22 protein-coding genes are annotated in these 13,634 nt (G+C 37.6%); 1 reads left to right on the top strand and 21 read right to left on the bottom strand.

Going from position 1 to position 13,634, the window contains the following annotated elements:
- Nucleotides 1-5: 5 nt before the first annotated feature.
- From A8B35_RS12600 to A8B35_RS12515, 19 genes are all read right to left on the bottom strand, one after another.
- The gene (locus A8B35_RS12600) at nucleotides 6-197 is read right to left on the bottom strand and encodes a hypothetical protein (RefSeq protein ID WP_075603123.1); all 192 of its coding nucleotides are present in this window, start codon (nucleotides 195-197) and stop codon (nucleotides 6-8) included.
- Entirely contained in the window at nucleotides 194-349 is a 156-nt protein-coding gene (locus tag A8B35_RS23350; protein ID WP_171973204.1) for a hypothetical protein, read from the bottom strand. The genes A8B35_RS12600 and A8B35_RS23350 overlap by 4 nt, the downstream gene beginning before the upstream one ends.
- A complete protein-coding gene (locus tag A8B35_RS12595) occupies nucleotides 333-773 on the bottom strand; it encodes a 3TM-type holin (protein WP_075603122.1) in 441 nt (146 codons plus the stop codon). The genes A8B35_RS23350 and A8B35_RS12595 overlap by 17 nt, the downstream gene beginning before the upstream one ends.
- An 18-nt stretch (nucleotides 774-791) precedes the next feature.
- A complete protein-coding gene (locus tag A8B35_RS12590; protein WP_075603121.1) occupies nucleotides 792-1,397 on the bottom strand; it encodes a glycoside hydrolase family 108 protein in 606 nt (201 codons plus the stop codon).
- A gap of 4 nt (nucleotides 1,398-1,401) precedes the next feature.
- Nucleotides 1,402-2,043: a hypothetical protein gene (locus A8B35_RS12585; protein WP_075603120.1), complete on the bottom strand. Its 642-nt coding sequence runs from the start codon at nucleotides 2,041-2,043 to the stop codon at nucleotides 1,402-1,404.
- A 4-nt stretch (nucleotides 2,044-2,047) separates the two neighbouring features.
- Entirely contained in the window at nucleotides 2,048-2,545 is a 498-nt protein-coding gene (locus A8B35_RS12580; RefSeq protein WP_075603119.1) for a hypothetical protein, read from the bottom strand.
- Nucleotides 2,545-2,727 carry a hypothetical protein gene (locus A8B35_RS12575; RefSeq protein WP_075603118.1) on the bottom strand — a complete coding sequence of 61 codons (183 nt, stop codon included), beginning with the start codon at nucleotides 2,725-2,727 and terminating at the stop codon, nucleotides 2,545-2,547. Before A8B35_RS12575 ends, A8B35_RS12580 begins: the two co-directional genes overlap by 1 nt.
- Nucleotides 2,727-3,518 (bottom strand): hypothetical protein, encoded by a 792-nt coding sequence (locus tag A8B35_RS12570; protein WP_075603117.1) that lies wholly within the window; start codon nucleotides 3,516-3,518, stop codon nucleotides 2,727-2,729. Before A8B35_RS12570 ends, A8B35_RS12575 begins: the two co-directional genes overlap by 1 nt.
- A gap of 36 nt (nucleotides 3,519-3,554) precedes the next feature.
- Complete coding sequence (locus A8B35_RS12565; protein WP_075603116.1) at nucleotides 3,555-4,559, bottom strand: hypothetical protein; 1,005 nt, start codon at nucleotides 4,557-4,559, stop codon at nucleotides 3,555-3,557.
- A complete protein-coding gene (locus A8B35_RS12560; protein WP_075603115.1) occupies nucleotides 4,559-5,152 on the bottom strand; it encodes a hypothetical protein in 594 nt (197 codons plus the stop codon). The genes A8B35_RS12565 and A8B35_RS12560 overlap by 1 nt, the downstream gene beginning before the upstream one ends.
- 146 nt (nucleotides 5,153-5,298) lie before the next feature.
- On the bottom strand, nucleotides 5,299-6,411 hold the full coding sequence (locus A8B35_RS12555) for a hypothetical protein (protein WP_075603114.1): 1,113 nt from the start codon (nucleotides 6,409-6,411) through the stop codon (nucleotides 5,299-5,301).
- 13 nt (nucleotides 6,412-6,424) lie between these two features.
- Nucleotides 6,425-7,705, bottom strand: a complete 1,281-nt coding sequence (locus tag A8B35_RS12550; RefSeq protein WP_075603113.1) for a hypothetical protein — start codon at nucleotides 7,703-7,705, stop codon at nucleotides 6,425-6,427.
- 1 nt (nucleotide 7,706) lies between these two features.
- Entirely contained in the window at nucleotides 7,707-7,979 is a 273-nt protein-coding gene (locus tag A8B35_RS12545; protein ID WP_139314886.1) for a hypothetical protein, read from the bottom strand.
- Nucleotides 7,980-8,000: 21 nt separating this feature from the next.
- Entirely contained in the window at nucleotides 8,001-8,387 is a 387-nt protein-coding gene (locus A8B35_RS12540) for a hypothetical protein (protein ID WP_075603111.1), read from the bottom strand.
- 87 nt (nucleotides 8,388-8,474) lie between these two features.
- Nucleotides 8,475-9,074 carry a hypothetical protein gene (locus A8B35_RS12535; protein WP_075603110.1) on the bottom strand — a complete coding sequence of 200 codons (600 nt, stop codon included), beginning with the start codon at nucleotides 9,072-9,074 and terminating at the stop codon, nucleotides 8,475-8,477.
- A gap of 90 nt (nucleotides 9,075-9,164) precedes the next feature.
- Nucleotides 9,165-9,674, bottom strand: coding sequence for a hypothetical protein (locus tag A8B35_RS12530; protein ID WP_075603109.1), 510 nt, complete (start codon nucleotides 9,672-9,674; stop codon nucleotides 9,165-9,167).
- 34 nt (nucleotides 9,675-9,708) lie between these two features.
- A complete protein-coding gene (locus A8B35_RS12525) occupies nucleotides 9,709-10,341 on the bottom strand; it encodes a hypothetical protein (protein WP_075603108.1) in 633 nt (210 codons plus the stop codon).
- 5 nt (nucleotides 10,342-10,346) lie between these two features.
- The gene (locus A8B35_RS12520) at nucleotides 10,347-11,750 is read right to left on the bottom strand and encodes a hypothetical protein (protein ID WP_075603107.1); all 1,404 of its coding nucleotides are present in this window, start codon (nucleotides 11,748-11,750) and stop codon (nucleotides 10,347-10,349) included.
- Entirely contained in the window at nucleotides 11,737-12,222 is a 486-nt protein-coding gene (locus tag A8B35_RS12515) for a hypothetical protein (RefSeq protein ID WP_075603106.1), read from the bottom strand. The genes A8B35_RS12520 and A8B35_RS12515 overlap by 14 nt, the downstream gene beginning before the upstream one ends.
- 220 nt (nucleotides 12,223-12,442) lie before the next feature.
- On the opposite strand from A8B35_RS12515, the gene A8B35_RS12510 reads away from it, so the two are divergent.
- The gene (locus tag A8B35_RS12510; protein ID WP_139314885.1) at nucleotides 12,443-12,667 is read left to right on the top strand and encodes a hypothetical protein; all 225 of its coding nucleotides are present in this window, start codon (nucleotides 12,443-12,445) and stop codon (nucleotides 12,665-12,667) included.
- 193 nt (nucleotides 12,668-12,860) lie between these two features.
- Here A8B35_RS12510 and A8B35_RS12505 read toward each other — a convergent pair whose 3' ends face one another.
- Nucleotides 12,861-13,292, bottom strand: coding sequence for a hypothetical protein (locus tag A8B35_RS12505; RefSeq protein WP_075603104.1), 432 nt, complete (start codon nucleotides 13,290-13,292; stop codon nucleotides 12,861-12,863).
- Between the two features lie 2 nt (nucleotides 13,293-13,294).
- Complete coding sequence (locus tag A8B35_RS12500) at nucleotides 13,295-13,495, bottom strand: hypothetical protein (RefSeq protein ID WP_075603103.1); 201 nt, start codon at nucleotides 13,493-13,495, stop codon at nucleotides 13,295-13,297.
- Nucleotides 13,496-13,634 lie beyond the last annotated feature (139 nt).

The following is a 13,634-nucleotide window of genomic DNA, read 5'->3' as shown; positions in this document are numbered from 1 at the left end:
ATGAATCACACTTTAAGTGTTGCCGATTTTTTACCTCCAGTCTTTTTTGATGTGGTTTTCTTTTTATTGCAGCCATTTAAAGCAGGTTGCGATGAAGAGCTACCACTAGATGCAGTAACCAAGGCGATTAAGCCAATAACTACTGCACCACCGATAATCAGGTTCTTTTTGTTACCTAATAAAAGAGATGTAATCATATTGTTGTATTTATAGGAGTTGCGAATATTTGCCCAACAGCTGAGCCTAAGACCACGGCAACCGTAGTATCTTTTTTAAGATACTTGGCTGCCGTGTAAAAGGCCGCTGCACATGCAGCTACATAAACCGCTTCTTTAATTTTGTCGTTCATTTCGTCTTTCTTCTCTACGCTCTTTGCGTGATTTGACTGCTTTCTTAACCATTTCGGCCACTGGTGGTAGTATCTTCTCTCCTGATCTACCTATTACATAACCACCCATGGCTAGCCTTATGGTTTCCCAAAAGTCAGGAACCAATATTGGTTCGGGTATTTGAAAGAAGTGAAATAAGAGTGATGCTACTGTATATTTATAGGCTATGATAGAGCCAAAAAGGTACATTAGGAATGGTCGCCAATTGCGCTGCATTTTACTGCCTGTTGCTTCTGCCAGGATAATACTTTTTTGTGCTTCAACTAGGTGTTTCTTAGCTTCGTTTACTTTTTCTAAAACCTCTTCTTTTGAGGTGAAATTCTTATCAAATGCATCACCTATTTTATCTACTGCAGTACCTATGGATTCAACTACTTTGCTCATTCTTTTTGCTTAACATCGTTATAAAAAAAAACCTGCTACACCAATTACTGCTATACCTGCTATGGATAAACCAACAGCTGTATAATTGAATGAGGATAGCCTATTGAGCCAACCTTTAAGAAAGACTGCATTTTTACCTGAAGCTATAGCCAGGTAATATCTTTTACGAGCTTCTTTGTAAGCATCAAATAAGGCTTGCGGATTAACACTATTGATAGCTGCCACAGTCATTTTTCCTTGTGCGCCATCAACACCCAATTTCTTACCGAAGCTTTCGTTTAAAGTACGTTGTAGCACCTTGATTCCGTTTCCTCCCGAGTTTACATAGGCATCGAATATGATGCGCTGTAATGAGCTGTCTTTAACTGAATCAAGGTGTATTTTAGTCCAGAACTTCGATCTATAAAAATCAACAATCAGTTTTTCCAATTGAGGATTATCTATGCGATAGTTGCGAGATAAAGAACCTCTGGAGCGTTTGGCTTCATCGATGTAATACCAACCTGCCCATGATGGATGGAACTTACGAGCTATACCTCTATAAGTTTCTCCACCTGCATCTGCAGAATGGTTTGAATAATAGCCTTCATGCTTTAATATTTCTTTAAGAATCTGTTCAAACATTGGATTATAGTTTTAGTAGTTTTGCTTTTACTTGGTCACTCTTTGGAAGAATTTTAGAGCTTTTCATCATCTCATATTCGGCTTTACTCACCATGGCCACCTTATCGGTAGGAATCCAAAACTTAACACGTTTCACGTTAATATTGGTAATGATTTCAGCCATTCCATTTTTAAAATTTCCAGTGCTTGTGCCTAAATAAGTGCGAACAGGAACCTGTGTAAATGGATCACGACCATAGCCGTACTCTGGAGTATTAGAATTGGCTACTTCAGTGAATAAGTTTGTACCATCCACATCAATCACATAAGCGATATTGCGTAATATGCTTTCCTGGTTAATCAGCATCTCGTAAGTTGCCTTATCTAATTTCGCAGGATAACCTAATGATATTAAGGCTTTCTCTGTTTGTTCGTTAAAATCACCCGAAGCTCCACCATCGGTTAATATCATGCGAGAAACCTCACCTCCTCTATTGATTAAAGCTTTCTGCACATCTTTAACCAATGTATTATTGTCCCCTTTTTTCAGTGGGAAAATATTAGGAATTTCAGTTGGCTTTACTTCTTCATTAGTCGGTTTCTCGTACTTCTTCATTAAGTATAAACCCAATGCTGCTAAACCTGCTACTGCTACAACTTTATTCATTGATCTAGTAATTTGGGATGAAATTTAGTATTGGAAATGCAATCTTAGAACTGGTTTTTAGTACACTTGATGTTGTACTTCCAACAGCTTTATAATTGCCATTGAGTGCATTGTTAAACACGGCTAGTTCTTTGGGGTCGAGTAAGCGATTAAGCTCAACAACCAATTCCTTTTGGTATAATTTGCGATAAGCATCCCCTACCATTTTCATGCTAACACCATTTTTATGCATGGCTAATGCAGTTGAGTATATGGCTTTCTCATCTTCGGTCATATTGAACCATCCAGAATGTAAGGCAGAGTATATTACACCTGCATATTCTACAGCTTGGCCCTCCTTTGAACCATCACCATACTTACTTGCTGCTTGTTTAATATTCGCATCTTTAACATACCTTTTATATGCCCAGTACGATAAACCTAGAACAGCTATTCCTCCAACTACAATACCTGCTTTTTTAAGGGTGTCGCCTTTTGTGGCGGCTGCTATTAATGGCATCATTACATAAACTTTTTATACGTTTGTATCTTTTTGTTGATGTCAGGTTTCTTGCTCTTTTGTGCCAGTACTTTAAGATTTTCAAGACTTACATTTTTAACCAATAATTGAATACTGGTGGTTATGTCTACTTCGTCAATGGCATTTTTCACTTTGGCCTGAACTGGAATATTAAGATTCTTCATTATTGCATTTCATTTAGGTAGGTTGTACAAATACTGATCTTAGAAATATCAACAGCTAGTAAATTCATCAAGGCAAATAACTCTGATGCCACTTCATCGGGTTGGGTTACCAACCATTTTTTAATATTATCAGCTACTTTTAATTGTAAGGTTTCACCCTCATTTGCTTCTGTACTTTCTGCAGCTGTATCAGGAGCTTCAATTGATCCCATAGCAGGAACATCAATACCCATTAAACGTCCTATTGCTGTGGCAGCAATAGTTGCTAATGCAGGATTTGATCCTACAGTTTCCATTACCCCTGCTAGTCCGTTACTTCTTTCTACTTCTATGCCTTTTTTATCAAGCTCAAATTCCTTGTCTTTGTATCGGTTTTCTTTTTCCAATTCAAAGTTGGCTTTCTTAAGTTCATCGTTTTCGACTTCAAATTTGTCAAGCTTTTTTTCTAGCTTGGCATTTTTCTCCTTTAGTTCGGTAATTAGATAATCCTTAAATTCACTTGGAACATTCGATTGTTGTGGCATTACATTATTTGGCTGCATTTCTTCTATTCCGTTGAGTGCTAAATTGAATCTTTCTGTTTTTCTATTGCATGAACCATTTCTTTTTTTCTCCTGAATTATAATTCCATCAGGTTTCCAATCCTCCATCACTTCGTGCAGCAACGCTTCTGTTTTTTCTCCTGGCTGCTCATTTGTATAAAGTTGCCGCTCAACGCCATCCTTTACTAGAATGACATCGAACGGTTGCCCCAACCTCTGTAAATGCTCTGCTGTTTTCTTAATATTCATCTTTCAATTGCGATTTATGTATGAATGTTAATCTTATCATCTGCGTCTTCTTCGCCCAAATATTCGCTTCAATAAAGAGCGTTTCTTTCTTCTGCGAGACTTAGCTTTAGAACGAACATGAGACATATGTCTGCTCATGCTTCTCTTTAGGGTTCTTCGACTTACTTTGCGTCTTGATGAGCGTTTGATTATTCTACGCCTAGTAGGTCGTCTGCTAATCACTCTACGCTTTGATGAGCGTTTGATTACTCTTCGCCTAGTAGGTCGTCTGCGAATTACTCTACGCTTCGATGAGCGTTTGATTATTCTACGCCTAGTAGGTCGTCTGCGAATCATTCTAAGCTTGGATGAGCGTTTGATTATTCTACGCCTGGTAGGTCGCCTTACACTTCTTCGCCTAGATGTTAATCTTCTCTTTACCGTAGAGGATTTTCTGCCACGGTAACGCATAGCCCTTTTTTTGCGCAAAGTACCTGGACGCTTTAATGCTCGTCTTCTTGCTAGTGCGTTTCTTCGAGTGTTCGCCAAGGATAATGTGCGCTTTTTTTTTGATAATTGCCTGGCATAACTCTTAAATGCTTTAGCCTGGTTTATTCGAAGTTGTTTGCGAAAAGAAGCATTCATCTTACGCAATTGTGCTTTATTTTTTCTCTCCCAAAGCTTCATCATTCGTTGCACTAAACGCTTTTGATTACGTAGTTGCTTTCGTAATTGAGTAATGGCCTTTTTGTTAGATCGGATTTGATGCTTTAAAGATTTATGCTCACGACTTTTATGATGCAGCATTCTAAGGCCTCGATGAAACTTCTTATTTAGCTTATTAGTTCTACGTTGACCGTTTTCTACATTACGAAAACGTCTGTTAAAACCTGCTTTTTTGCGCCTTGCTATGTATGCTTTGCGTTTCTCTTCTTTGGTAGCAGGAATTTTAACACGAGGTACTTTCTTTAATTTAGGAACATATTCACCCTTGGTTTCAGATTCGATACCAAGCGCAAACTGAATTCCCTCACTAACTTGATTGATTAGTGGCTTACTCATTATAAACTGGAATTAAATGATTGATAGGCGATGTCCTGTAATTGGATATTATTCAAAGTATCTTGATATACTACTATTGGATAATTATCATATTGAACATTTACTTTTAATGGTATGGTTATACCTTTTCGCCAGGCATTAAACCGCCCACTCTTAAATTTATTGGAATTAAAACTAGCTGTAAACTCATTGATTGCCTGGGCATGCTTTACTGTGTTTTCTATATCACTAAACCGCTGATGCAATGCAGGTAATTCATCCTTTATAGTTCCCAATTTTGTTTGAACTATAGCCACTTCTCTTGAAAGTGATTTATGAGAGAGGTTTATCTTTTCTAATTCAGTTTGTATCACACTATCCGTTAGTGCTTGTTTTTCTAAGGATTCTACAAACTGCTTTTGGCTTGATTGAAAACTTAGCATATTGTTATCAAAATTACCCTGCAACTCTGATATTTGGTTCGGTATCTCAACCACCTTCTTCACAGGTTCAATTACTACGGATGTAATCGTTCCTAATACTATTGTAAATAGTAGACCTGCTACTAATCGCCCGACATTGTTAACTAATGCATTTTTAAATAATTCTTTCATTTTGCTTTATTTAGGTTGTCAATATATGTGCTATTGAATTGTCACTTTCAGTTCCGTGCAGTCCTGTGCAGTTTTCTTCGTTATTTAGTAGTCTTTATATAAGTTAGAGGGCTTCCGTATTTCAGAAATGCCCTCTATTTGTTTACTTATAAAGTAATTTTAAATGTTGCCGCACTACCAAAAGCGACCTCTGGTCTGTAGATGAAAACATTGTATGGTTTGGTGCTACCGTTGGGTAGTTCCACATTACATTGCTCCTTGATAAAGTTGTCGAATACTTCTGCGTTACCTAACTCCACATATTTGATTGATTGGAGTGTAGAAAATGACTCGCTTGGCACTGCTACGGCAACCTCTTTGGAGCCTGTGGCAATATTAATGGTAAGCGTTTCCCCTTTTACTGGATTAAGCTTATTGCTTTTTAAAGCTCTTACTGAAGAGGAACGTGTTAGATCAGAATTGGTGGAATTAGAGCCAAAGAATGCTTTGTAAAATCCCGAATAAGTAAATTCTTTTCTGAGTGTTCCACTTGTAATTCTTCCTCTTGCATCGCTATTACCAAGATTATTGTTCTTCGTATCTCCTTGAGAATGTTGTAAGCTCACCTCAAAAATTTTAGCATCATAAGAAAACTCATATTCAACGGTTGTGAAATTTTCAGGTGTGTTAGATGTTAATAAATTTTGGAAGACTAAGCCCCCATCATTTTTAATTCCAACAGTAAAACCATTACTAACAATTGGCCCTGCATCATTTTGGCTGTAAGAGGGTGTAAAAGTTGCTGTAAACGCTGTACCTATCTCCGCTTCTTTGACACCAGTTGCTACAACTGAATAACTTGGTGCTGTATAGTTAGGTGCAATTTCTTTTTGAAATATTTTAAGTACAATCTCTGCTAAAGAAGTACCTGCTGTGATAACATCACCTTCTTGATATGAGCCAATTGCTCCACCATTCACGGTTATATCAGCACTTAAAAGTGTACCTTCTGCAGTTGCATTTGCTTCTCCTGATGCTAATAATTCAAGACTTTTGTCTGGTAATATTTTATACACATGAACCTTATTGTTGTCATGGTCTGCATGTGATACAATATGACCTGAGTAACTTGCAGGACTAGCTGCATAGGCTTGTAAATCTGCTAATGAATAGAAAACATCTGATTCATCAATTGGATAACCTCCTAATCTTTGATACCCTTTAGGTAAGGGTAATGAATTGGGTCTTTGTGGGATTGGATTTTCTGGACCTGATGCCATAATTAATTTGTTTTTAAATTGTTACTTGATATGTTAATTCACTCTTTGTTGACACTGAGGGTAGGTATAAGTAGACCTTGTATTCAATAGGTTTAAATCCATTATTACCCTCGACTTGCACTCTGTACATCTCGAATGTATCACTAACTTCGGCACCTCCTAATTCGATATATTTAACGGAGTTGACATCTCTTAAATAGGCAGGGTATGCGAACAATACTCGGCTCGCTCCTTTGGGTATGGTAAGTGAAAAAGTGGTTCCGTTTTTAGGGTTATTTAAATGCTTCGTAAGTGACCTTATTTCTAATGAAGAAGTTGGTTTTTTAGATTGAATATCACTCTCATAAAATAACTTTCTAAAACCTGAATAGATGAGCATTTTTGATAGACTACCTGCTAGTATCTTACCTTTTGGATCTTCTTCACCAACGTTATTAATCTTGGTTATACCTTCGTCATGATATAAAGTACTGGTGTATTTCAGGTGTTGACCATCATCAACAACAATTGAAGCCTGGCTATAACTTTGTAATATTGCAGCATCAATTAAACTTACATTGGCTGCTCCACCAGTAGACAATTGCAATAGGTAACGCTTTAATATCCCTGCATCTCCTTGCGAAAACGATGTTATGATATTAGGGGTAACTAATGTACCTGCTTCTACACTTTGGTTACTTGGACTTAATCCAATACTTGGACTGGAGTAAGAAACGGATAAGGTCTTTTGTGCTGTTTTCTTTAGGTAATCATGTAATAAAGTTCCCTTTTCAACTGAATCTCCATCTTTATAACCACCCAATGAAACTCCATTAAACGTGAAGTCTTCACCTACTCTAATAGTCTTAGTTGTCAAACTACCTATAAACTCTTCGAGTTTTTCTGAAGTAGCACCAATACGGTTAATCAATTGACCATTTAATATGGCTACCTCAATATTCAATATTAATAAAGATTGGGTTTCCCCCTCTTTAATACCATTAACAACATAGGTTTGCCTATTGCCAAAATGCACATTAATTGCTTCGTTTGTAGTGCGATAAACAAATAGCTTGTAACGTCCACCATTCATTGCCTGGAACAAGGTAACTGAACAGTCGCTATCGATATCTACCCTAAATTCAATGTATTCGTTATTCAATAAGTCCAGTAACAACATGCCACTAGGCTGTAGGCTACTAAAGTATTCAGGGTGGCCAAAGGGGTACTTTTTTGTACCATTCGAAACAAATACTTGGGTCGGTTCTTTGGCCATGGTTCCTGAATTGGCCTGTACTACTCTGCCTATTGTCATACTATGATTCTTCGGTTGATGCTAAACTTTTGATAACTTCTACATCGCCTGCTGAACCACCCTTGAACTTTAATTGCATTGTTCCAGTGTATGTATAACCACTAAAACCTGCGAACTCACGCGCTGTACCTTTTTCTACAACTAAAAGAGCAGGGCCACCTTGATAATGTAGCGAACAATCAGTTTGACCTTTATTAATCACGGTAAAACCAACACAAAGTCCTAAATCAAATGTTTCGTTTGTTTCAGTGATGGTGTCCACCACTATTTGCATCTTCAAAAGATTCATAGTCTATTACTGTTTTTGTGGTTCACGCTCCAATAGAAATACGAAGTCGTATTCTAAGTCGTCTACTAAGTTTACAGGGATAGCCGTAGCCACTTTAACTCTATGACCTGCGGCTTTGATATTCTGCGGTAAAAAGCGTTGTTTAATGCTCATACCTGCTGTTTTATCAGAGAGTAACATATCTTTATGTACCACTGAAATGTATTGCTTATCCTTGTCATCTAAGCCAATTCGATAAGCAGGAATACCTCCATCTTTCGATTCAAGAACGGCAATACCAATACAGCGGTCGTAAGAAGAATTTAAGATTATCTCTTTAAACACTGTACCTGCTGTTTTTCCTGAATTATATGAAATGGTTTCCGACTGGATGAAATATTCTTTTTTCTCCATTTTTAATGCTGTTTTGAAATAAAAAAAGGTGGTGACTATTGCACCACCTTTTCTTACTTAATTAATAAACTTGATATATGGAAAAGACTACTTGGCCGCAGTTTCAGTTCCTAAGAAACGCACTTGTAAATAGTGGTCGTCATCACCTTTCTCCATGGCTGTTCCTGAACCAAACTCCAATTGGATTTCAATTGGTTTTTGCTCAATCAATACTGGCATAACACCTAATTCTTTTGCATCTTCCTCACCTTGAGTTTTAGTTGATGCAGCACCATGAGTAAAGGCTTCAACTGGAAGTCTTAACAAGGTTTTGTTATCTTGTTTAAGGATAAGTTTTGCACGTTTTAATACATCAGGGAACGCACTTGCTAATGAAGAGAAAGAAATATCCTTAACTTCAGGGTTACCTGCTGTTGCAGCTTTACCATATCCTAATTTAATTCGCTCTACAGCTACATTAACCCCTGCTTCAAGCTTGTTACTATGGAAGTCAGAAATACCAACTACTTTATCATTGATTGTTTCTAACAAGTCATAAGTACCACCTGCTTTTGAAATTTCTGCAATATGGTTTACATCAGAATCCATGAAACGAACTCTTTTTGCGTTAAACTCTGCTTGCATTTGCTTAGTCATTTTACCTTTTGACTTCGCTAATTTTATTTGACCTCTGTTGTTTTGTGCCATTTTACTGTACTTTTTATATTTATTTGATTTTAAACCCACCGCTTGTTCTAGCGGTGGTACTGTTTATTCGATTGATTTTTGAGACTGCGATTAGGTTAATTCGTCTAATTCGTCTCCAACTCCATCAAGGTCGTCCTCGAATTCATCTTCGTAGAATTCATCATCACCTGCTAGACCAGTTAAGTCATCCAATTCGTCACCTGCTAGGCCATCCACCATATAAGTGTTACCTGCATCGTCCGTTACTAATTGAGGTCCGTTGATACCATTCATGTCACCACCCATATCAATGATGTTTCCATCTTCATCCTCGTACAAGTCGCCTAAGCCATTAATGGTAGGTGCATATTTCTGGATTGCAGGAACTTTTTGCGCTACATTTCCGACGATACCAACCACACCAACTGCAGCCATACCTAAACCAATATTTTTAAGTACTGGTGATTTCATTTTGGTAGCTAAATAGATACCCAATGCTGTTGCTCCTACTGACCCGATTGGGTTAGATGTACCATCAGACTTTTTTGTCAATTTCATAGCTACGCCACCTGCGAATGCTCCACCAGCAACGGCTCCAATTTGATTCATTTCTGTTTTCATTATTATTCTTATTTCGGCTATTGCCAGTTAAACTTTAATAGTTGTATTTCAATTGTTTATTCACGATTGCAATCACATCATCTACACCTACTTTGTCCCGATTTACCACAGCATTTATCTTCATAAAATCCAATGCAGAGTACTGCGGTGGTGGTAGGCTTACAGGTGTGACTGAAACCTTTTTATTTTGAGTCATTGGAGCTTTATTAACTCGACTGACAGGCTTAGCTTTCTTTGCTAGTCTTGTAGTCTTGGCATTCATCTTTTTGACCATTGCTTTTACACGTTTGGCTTTCTTTCTTGCCTTGGCTTTGTCATAAGCGTTTAATCCAATTTCAACAGCTGTTAGAGCGGCTTTTGCTGCCCATCCAACACCAGGAATAAATGTTAAGGCCGTATTGACAATTGGTAAGGCTTTGCGGATAACTTTACCTGCTACTTTCGATACCTTTTTAAGTATCTTGAAGCTTTTTTTAGCTACTTTCTTAATGCCTTTCCCAACCTTTTTTATGCCCTTTTTTATGCGTTTCCCAATACGTTTTAGCCAACCATCTAATGCACCCAATGAACCTAATTGATGTACTCGCTCGTACCAATAATCACCATCGGTGAAAACAGAAGCAGGTGAACCAACGGCATCGGGTGCATAGTAGACAGTAGTATTCATATTGGCTATGCTGTTTTTGGTCGGGTTAATACAATCGTCGCTACCAAACCGATTCCCATAATTCCCATCATTATCATATTGGGATTCATGCTAAAACCCGACTTATTTTGATTCATATCATAAATCGTTTTCATCATATCAACTTTAGCTTCGGCAGTTTGTGCCTTTGCTATATCTGCTGACTGAACACGAGCTTCTAGAGGATTGATGCCTTGGCTTTTTGCAATTGAAGCTTCTGCTTTGGCATCAATCAATTTAGAAACCATCGTATTATCAGGAAGTAATGAACGTGTTAGATTAAGAATAGAATCCACACCCATACTTTTGTCCATAGAACTGGCTATATCAACCATATCTTTAGGAGTTACTTGGGTATTTCCCCCACGAGTACCAATTGGTGTAAGACTACTCGGAGCGCTTACATTAATGGGCGTTAATCCTTTGGATGCCATCGGCTGCATTGCAGCACTAGGCGTTCTTTTTTTAGATAGTAGCTTAAAGACTCCTCGCTTACTACCATTCTTCTTATGGGTGACTTTTTTAAGTGCTTTCCCACCTATCTTCTTAATGAATTTACCTGCGGTTTTAACCGCTCCCCATATCTTTCTGAGGAACCCTAATCCATCTAGCCCCTGAAGACCAATAAGGTGCTCAATGTCTTCATCATCAGCTCGATCGTAATAATTGACTCCATCGAAAAATATTACGTTTGATTGAGGTGTTTGCGCTGCATCTTCTGAATAGAAAATTTCTTCGTTGGTATTCCCCTGTAATCCACTCAAGGATACAGAAGGAACACCATTGAGGTATTTAATTGGTTGCATAAATAAATCGTATTTACCAGTGAATGGATGTTCCTCATTGAATGTGTCAAGCACTGGGTCAACCGTGAAATAATTGGCTGCACTTGACAAGGCATTTCTTTTGCCGTTTTTTGGAACGACTACATACACATGTTGGTAGTAAGGTTTACCGCCAATTTTAACCATGCGTAGTGCAAAAGGAATGTTTAAATTGCTGAGAATAGAACCAATGAGTATTGAATAACAATCGCAATCCACACCTGAGATTCTATCTCCCCATGCTCGTACTGGTCTGCGCAATTCCTCATTTTGAGGGTCGTCAGGTTTATACTGAATATGGTCAAATACAAAGGAAAATATGTTGGATAGAGTCGAGCGAGTATCTCGCCCTCTCAACACTGGGGCTATGGCTCTTGTATCAGCCAAGGTAGACTTAATGATTTCGGACATGAACTCAATAGTATCGTTCGTGTTCCCTGCATAAGTCAGGTATTTATCTTGCCTTTTGGGAGGTGCAAAATACTTGTTGTATCTGGTTCCATCCTTCAGGGTTCTTTTATTGCTTGCTACTACTCCCAAGCCGTTTAAGTACTTAATTGGATTCATAGCGTGAAAAGTCTTTGGTGATTGAAAATGGCTGACCGTTAACGGTAGCAGTAACGACGACTCTAAACCTAGCATTAGCATCTGTAATCATACTAAGGTTATAGAGTATATTCTGATAAGGTGCGACTATGCGCAAATCAGGTATTCTTGTGGTGTCTTTTGGTGCAATGGTAAACGGTTTACTAATACTTGACGTGGCCAATGGTGATGGACTAACGTTTTTCAGATAGTAAACCTCTGCCTTTATATTTTCAGCTTTGGCTGTTAATGATGAAAGATTGATTAGGTCGAGTGTTACACGTACATCCACACCCTTAAAGTCAAGCTTATGAACTCTAAAGCCCGAAACTCGTAGCGCAAAGTTCTCCTTGATGAAGGTTTTAGTAGCTGCCGAAAACTTATCCTTAAAAGCCAAATAAGCTAGATAACCTCCCCCTGCAACTGCTAATGATGTGATTAATAATTTTTGCATGAAACAAAGGTGCTACCCCTTGAAATATCACTTTCAGTTACGTGCAGTTTCCTTCCTGATTTTACATAAAGTAGGTGTTATGCGCAGTCTGCTTCAGTTATTGGCAGTTATTATCAGTTAACACTATTCATTATCAATTGATGACATGTTTTACAAAAGATATATAATTGGTATATTTGTCCTGGTGATTGATTGGTTGCACTTATTTGGAATTTGTGCAATGAAGAAAAGTATAAATAAAGAAACCTTACGAACAAAAGGTAAAACAAAAGCTGATATGGCGAAAGAATTTGACATATCAGGTAGAACATTAGCTAATTATTTAAAGGATGCAGGGATGATAACCGGTAGAAGACAAAAGTTATTTCCTAAAGAGATTGCAGCTCTTTATCTCCAGTATGGTGTTCCCAGAGAAGATGTACCCATAAAGCGATTGATTCGTTGAAATGAGATGAAACAAAAAAGGAGTATCCCTGGTGAGATACTCCTTTTTTGTGCGTCAACTTTTAATTTATCTGTGCCCTGGTAAGCATTTTTTGACACCCTAATTATCTTTATTGCAATACTTAGTATATAACTCAATCCCAAACTTTAGAAGAAATGCGCAAATCCAAAATATTGCGCAATACATAAAGATTTTAACTATCATGATTTATGCGCTTAAACTTGTAAGGGTATGCAACTCTTGCAAACTTCTCAAATACTTCATCACTCATGTGTCTATTGGCATCTAAACACTTCTGAATTGGCTTTGTAGTTCCTCTAACTATTATGGCTAAGCACTTTACCATTTCTTTGAATTCAGGGGCTAATTCCCTTAAGTATTCTTCTTTATTTATAAACTGTAAAAGTTCTTTAAGTTCGCTTGCCTTTTTGCCCATATCCATAGCAAAACCAATGTAATCATCAGTACAATTTAGAATGGCAGAACCACACAAATCACGAACACTTTTCTTGTCTGAGAATGATAAAAAGAAGCCGTTGATGAACGTTTCGTATTGGTCTTGCTTTAATTCAATAGCTTGTGCCACTAATGATTCTTTCAATACTTCGTATGTTGATTCTTTCATAATTATTGCTTTAACTGCAATTGTCCGTGTTGCATATCCAAATTCATTTTTGAAAGCCCAACCTTAACTTCCTTACCCGTATTCGTTGAGCACAAATGCGCTATCTCGGATTTGATACTATTCACATAGAATGTATCTGCTACTGTACCATCTAGGTACATTGAATGATATGTTTGACCTGCTTTTATTGGTTTCTGATTCATGACTTCCTATTTATTTAGCTCTATGAGCTTTGTTTCTACATGCATCGCTACAATATATTGCACGTGCATTGCCTGGTATGTAATCAGCCAAGCAATGCCCACATTGCTTGGTTATTGTTGGGTACTTATTGGCCCTAAC

It is taken from the genome of Saccharicrinis aurantiacus (genome assembly GCF_001660705.2).
Taxonomy (GTDB): Bacteria; Bacteroidota; Bacteroidia; order Bacteroidales; family Marinilabiliaceae; genus Saccharicrinis; species Saccharicrinis aurantiacus.
Note: the sequence above shows the minus strand (reverse complement) of the source record. Positions and strands in the feature narration are given on the sequence as shown.

Bases quoted from the DNA above. Each gene is read 5' to 3' on its own strand.
- A8B35_RS12600 (WP_075603123.1), bottom strand. From the start codon at position 197: ATGATTACATCTCTTTTATTAGGTAACAAAAAGAACCTGATTATCGGT.
- A8B35_RS23350 (WP_171973204.1), bottom strand. From the start codon at position 349: ATGAACGACAAAATTAAAGAAGCGGTTTATGTAGCTGCATGTGCAGCG.
- A8B35_RS12595 (WP_075603122.1), bottom strand. From the start codon at position 773: ATGAGCAAAGTAGTTGAATCCATAGGTACTGCAGTAGATAAAATAGGT.
- A8B35_RS12590 (WP_075603121.1), bottom strand. From the start codon at position 1,397: ATGTTTGAACAGATTCTTAAAGAAATATTAAAGCATGAAGGCTATTAT.
- A8B35_RS12585 (WP_075603120.1), bottom strand. From the start codon at position 2,043: ATGAATAAAGTTGTAGCAGTAGCAGGTTTAGCAGCATTGGGTTTATAC.
- A8B35_RS12580 (WP_075603119.1), bottom strand. From the start codon at position 2,545: ATGATGCCATTAATAGCAGCCGCCACAAAAGGCGACACCCTTAAAAAA.
- A8B35_RS12575 (WP_075603118.1), bottom strand. From the start codon at position 2,727: ATGAAGAATCTTAATATTCCAGTTCAGGCCAAAGTGAAAAATGCCATT.
- A8B35_RS12570 (WP_075603117.1), bottom strand. From the start codon at position 3,518: ATGAATATTAAGAAAACAGCAGAGCATTTACAGAGGTTGGGGCAACCG.
- A8B35_RS12565 (WP_075603116.1), bottom strand. From the start codon at position 4,559: ATGAGTAAGCCACTAATCAATCAAGTTAGTGAGGGAATTCAGTTTGCG.
- A8B35_RS12560 (WP_075603115.1), bottom strand. From the start codon at position 5,152: ATGAAAGAATTATTTAAAAATGCATTAGTTAACAATGTCGGGCGATTA.
- A8B35_RS12555 (WP_075603114.1), bottom strand. From the start codon at position 6,411: ATGGCATCAGGTCCAGAAAATCCAATCCCACAAAGACCCAATTCATTA.
- A8B35_RS12550 (WP_075603113.1), bottom strand. From the start codon at position 7,705: ATGACAATAGGCAGAGTAGTACAGGCCAATTCAGGAACCATGGCCAAA.
- A8B35_RS12545 (WP_139314886.1), bottom strand. From the start codon at position 7,979: ATGCAAATAGTGGTGGACACCATCACTGAAACAAACGAAACATTTGAT.
- A8B35_RS12540 (WP_075603111.1), bottom strand. From the start codon at position 8,387: ATGGAGAAAAAAGAATATTTCATCCAGTCGGAAACCATTTCATATAAT.
- A8B35_RS12535 (WP_075603110.1), bottom strand. From the start codon at position 9,074: ATGGCACAAAACAACAGAGGTCAAATAAAATTAGCGAAGTCAAAAGGT.
- A8B35_RS12530 (WP_075603109.1), bottom strand. From the start codon at position 9,674: ATGAAAACAGAAATGAATCAAATTGGAGCCGTTGCTGGTGGAGCATTC.
- A8B35_RS12525 (WP_075603108.1), bottom strand. From the start codon at position 10,341: ATGAATACTACTGTCTACTATGCACCCGATGCCGTTGGTTCACCTGCT.
- A8B35_RS12520 (WP_075603107.1), bottom strand. From the start codon at position 11,750: ATGAATCCAATTAAGTACTTAAACGGCTTGGGAGTAGTAGCAAGCAAT.
- A8B35_RS12515 (WP_075603106.1), bottom strand. From the start codon at position 12,222: ATGCAAAAATTATTAATCACATCATTAGCAGTTGCAGGGGGAGGTTAT.
- A8B35_RS12510 (WP_139314885.1), top strand. From the start codon at position 12,443: ATGAAGAAAAGTATAAATAAAGAAACCTTACGAACAAAAGGTAAAACA.
- A8B35_RS12505 (WP_075603104.1), bottom strand. From the start codon at position 13,292: ATGAAAGAATCAACATACGAAGTATTGAAAGAATCATTAGTGGCACAA.
- A8B35_RS12500 (WP_075603103.1), bottom strand. From the start codon at position 13,495: ATGAATCAGAAACCAATAAAAGCAGGTCAAACATATCATTCAATGTAC.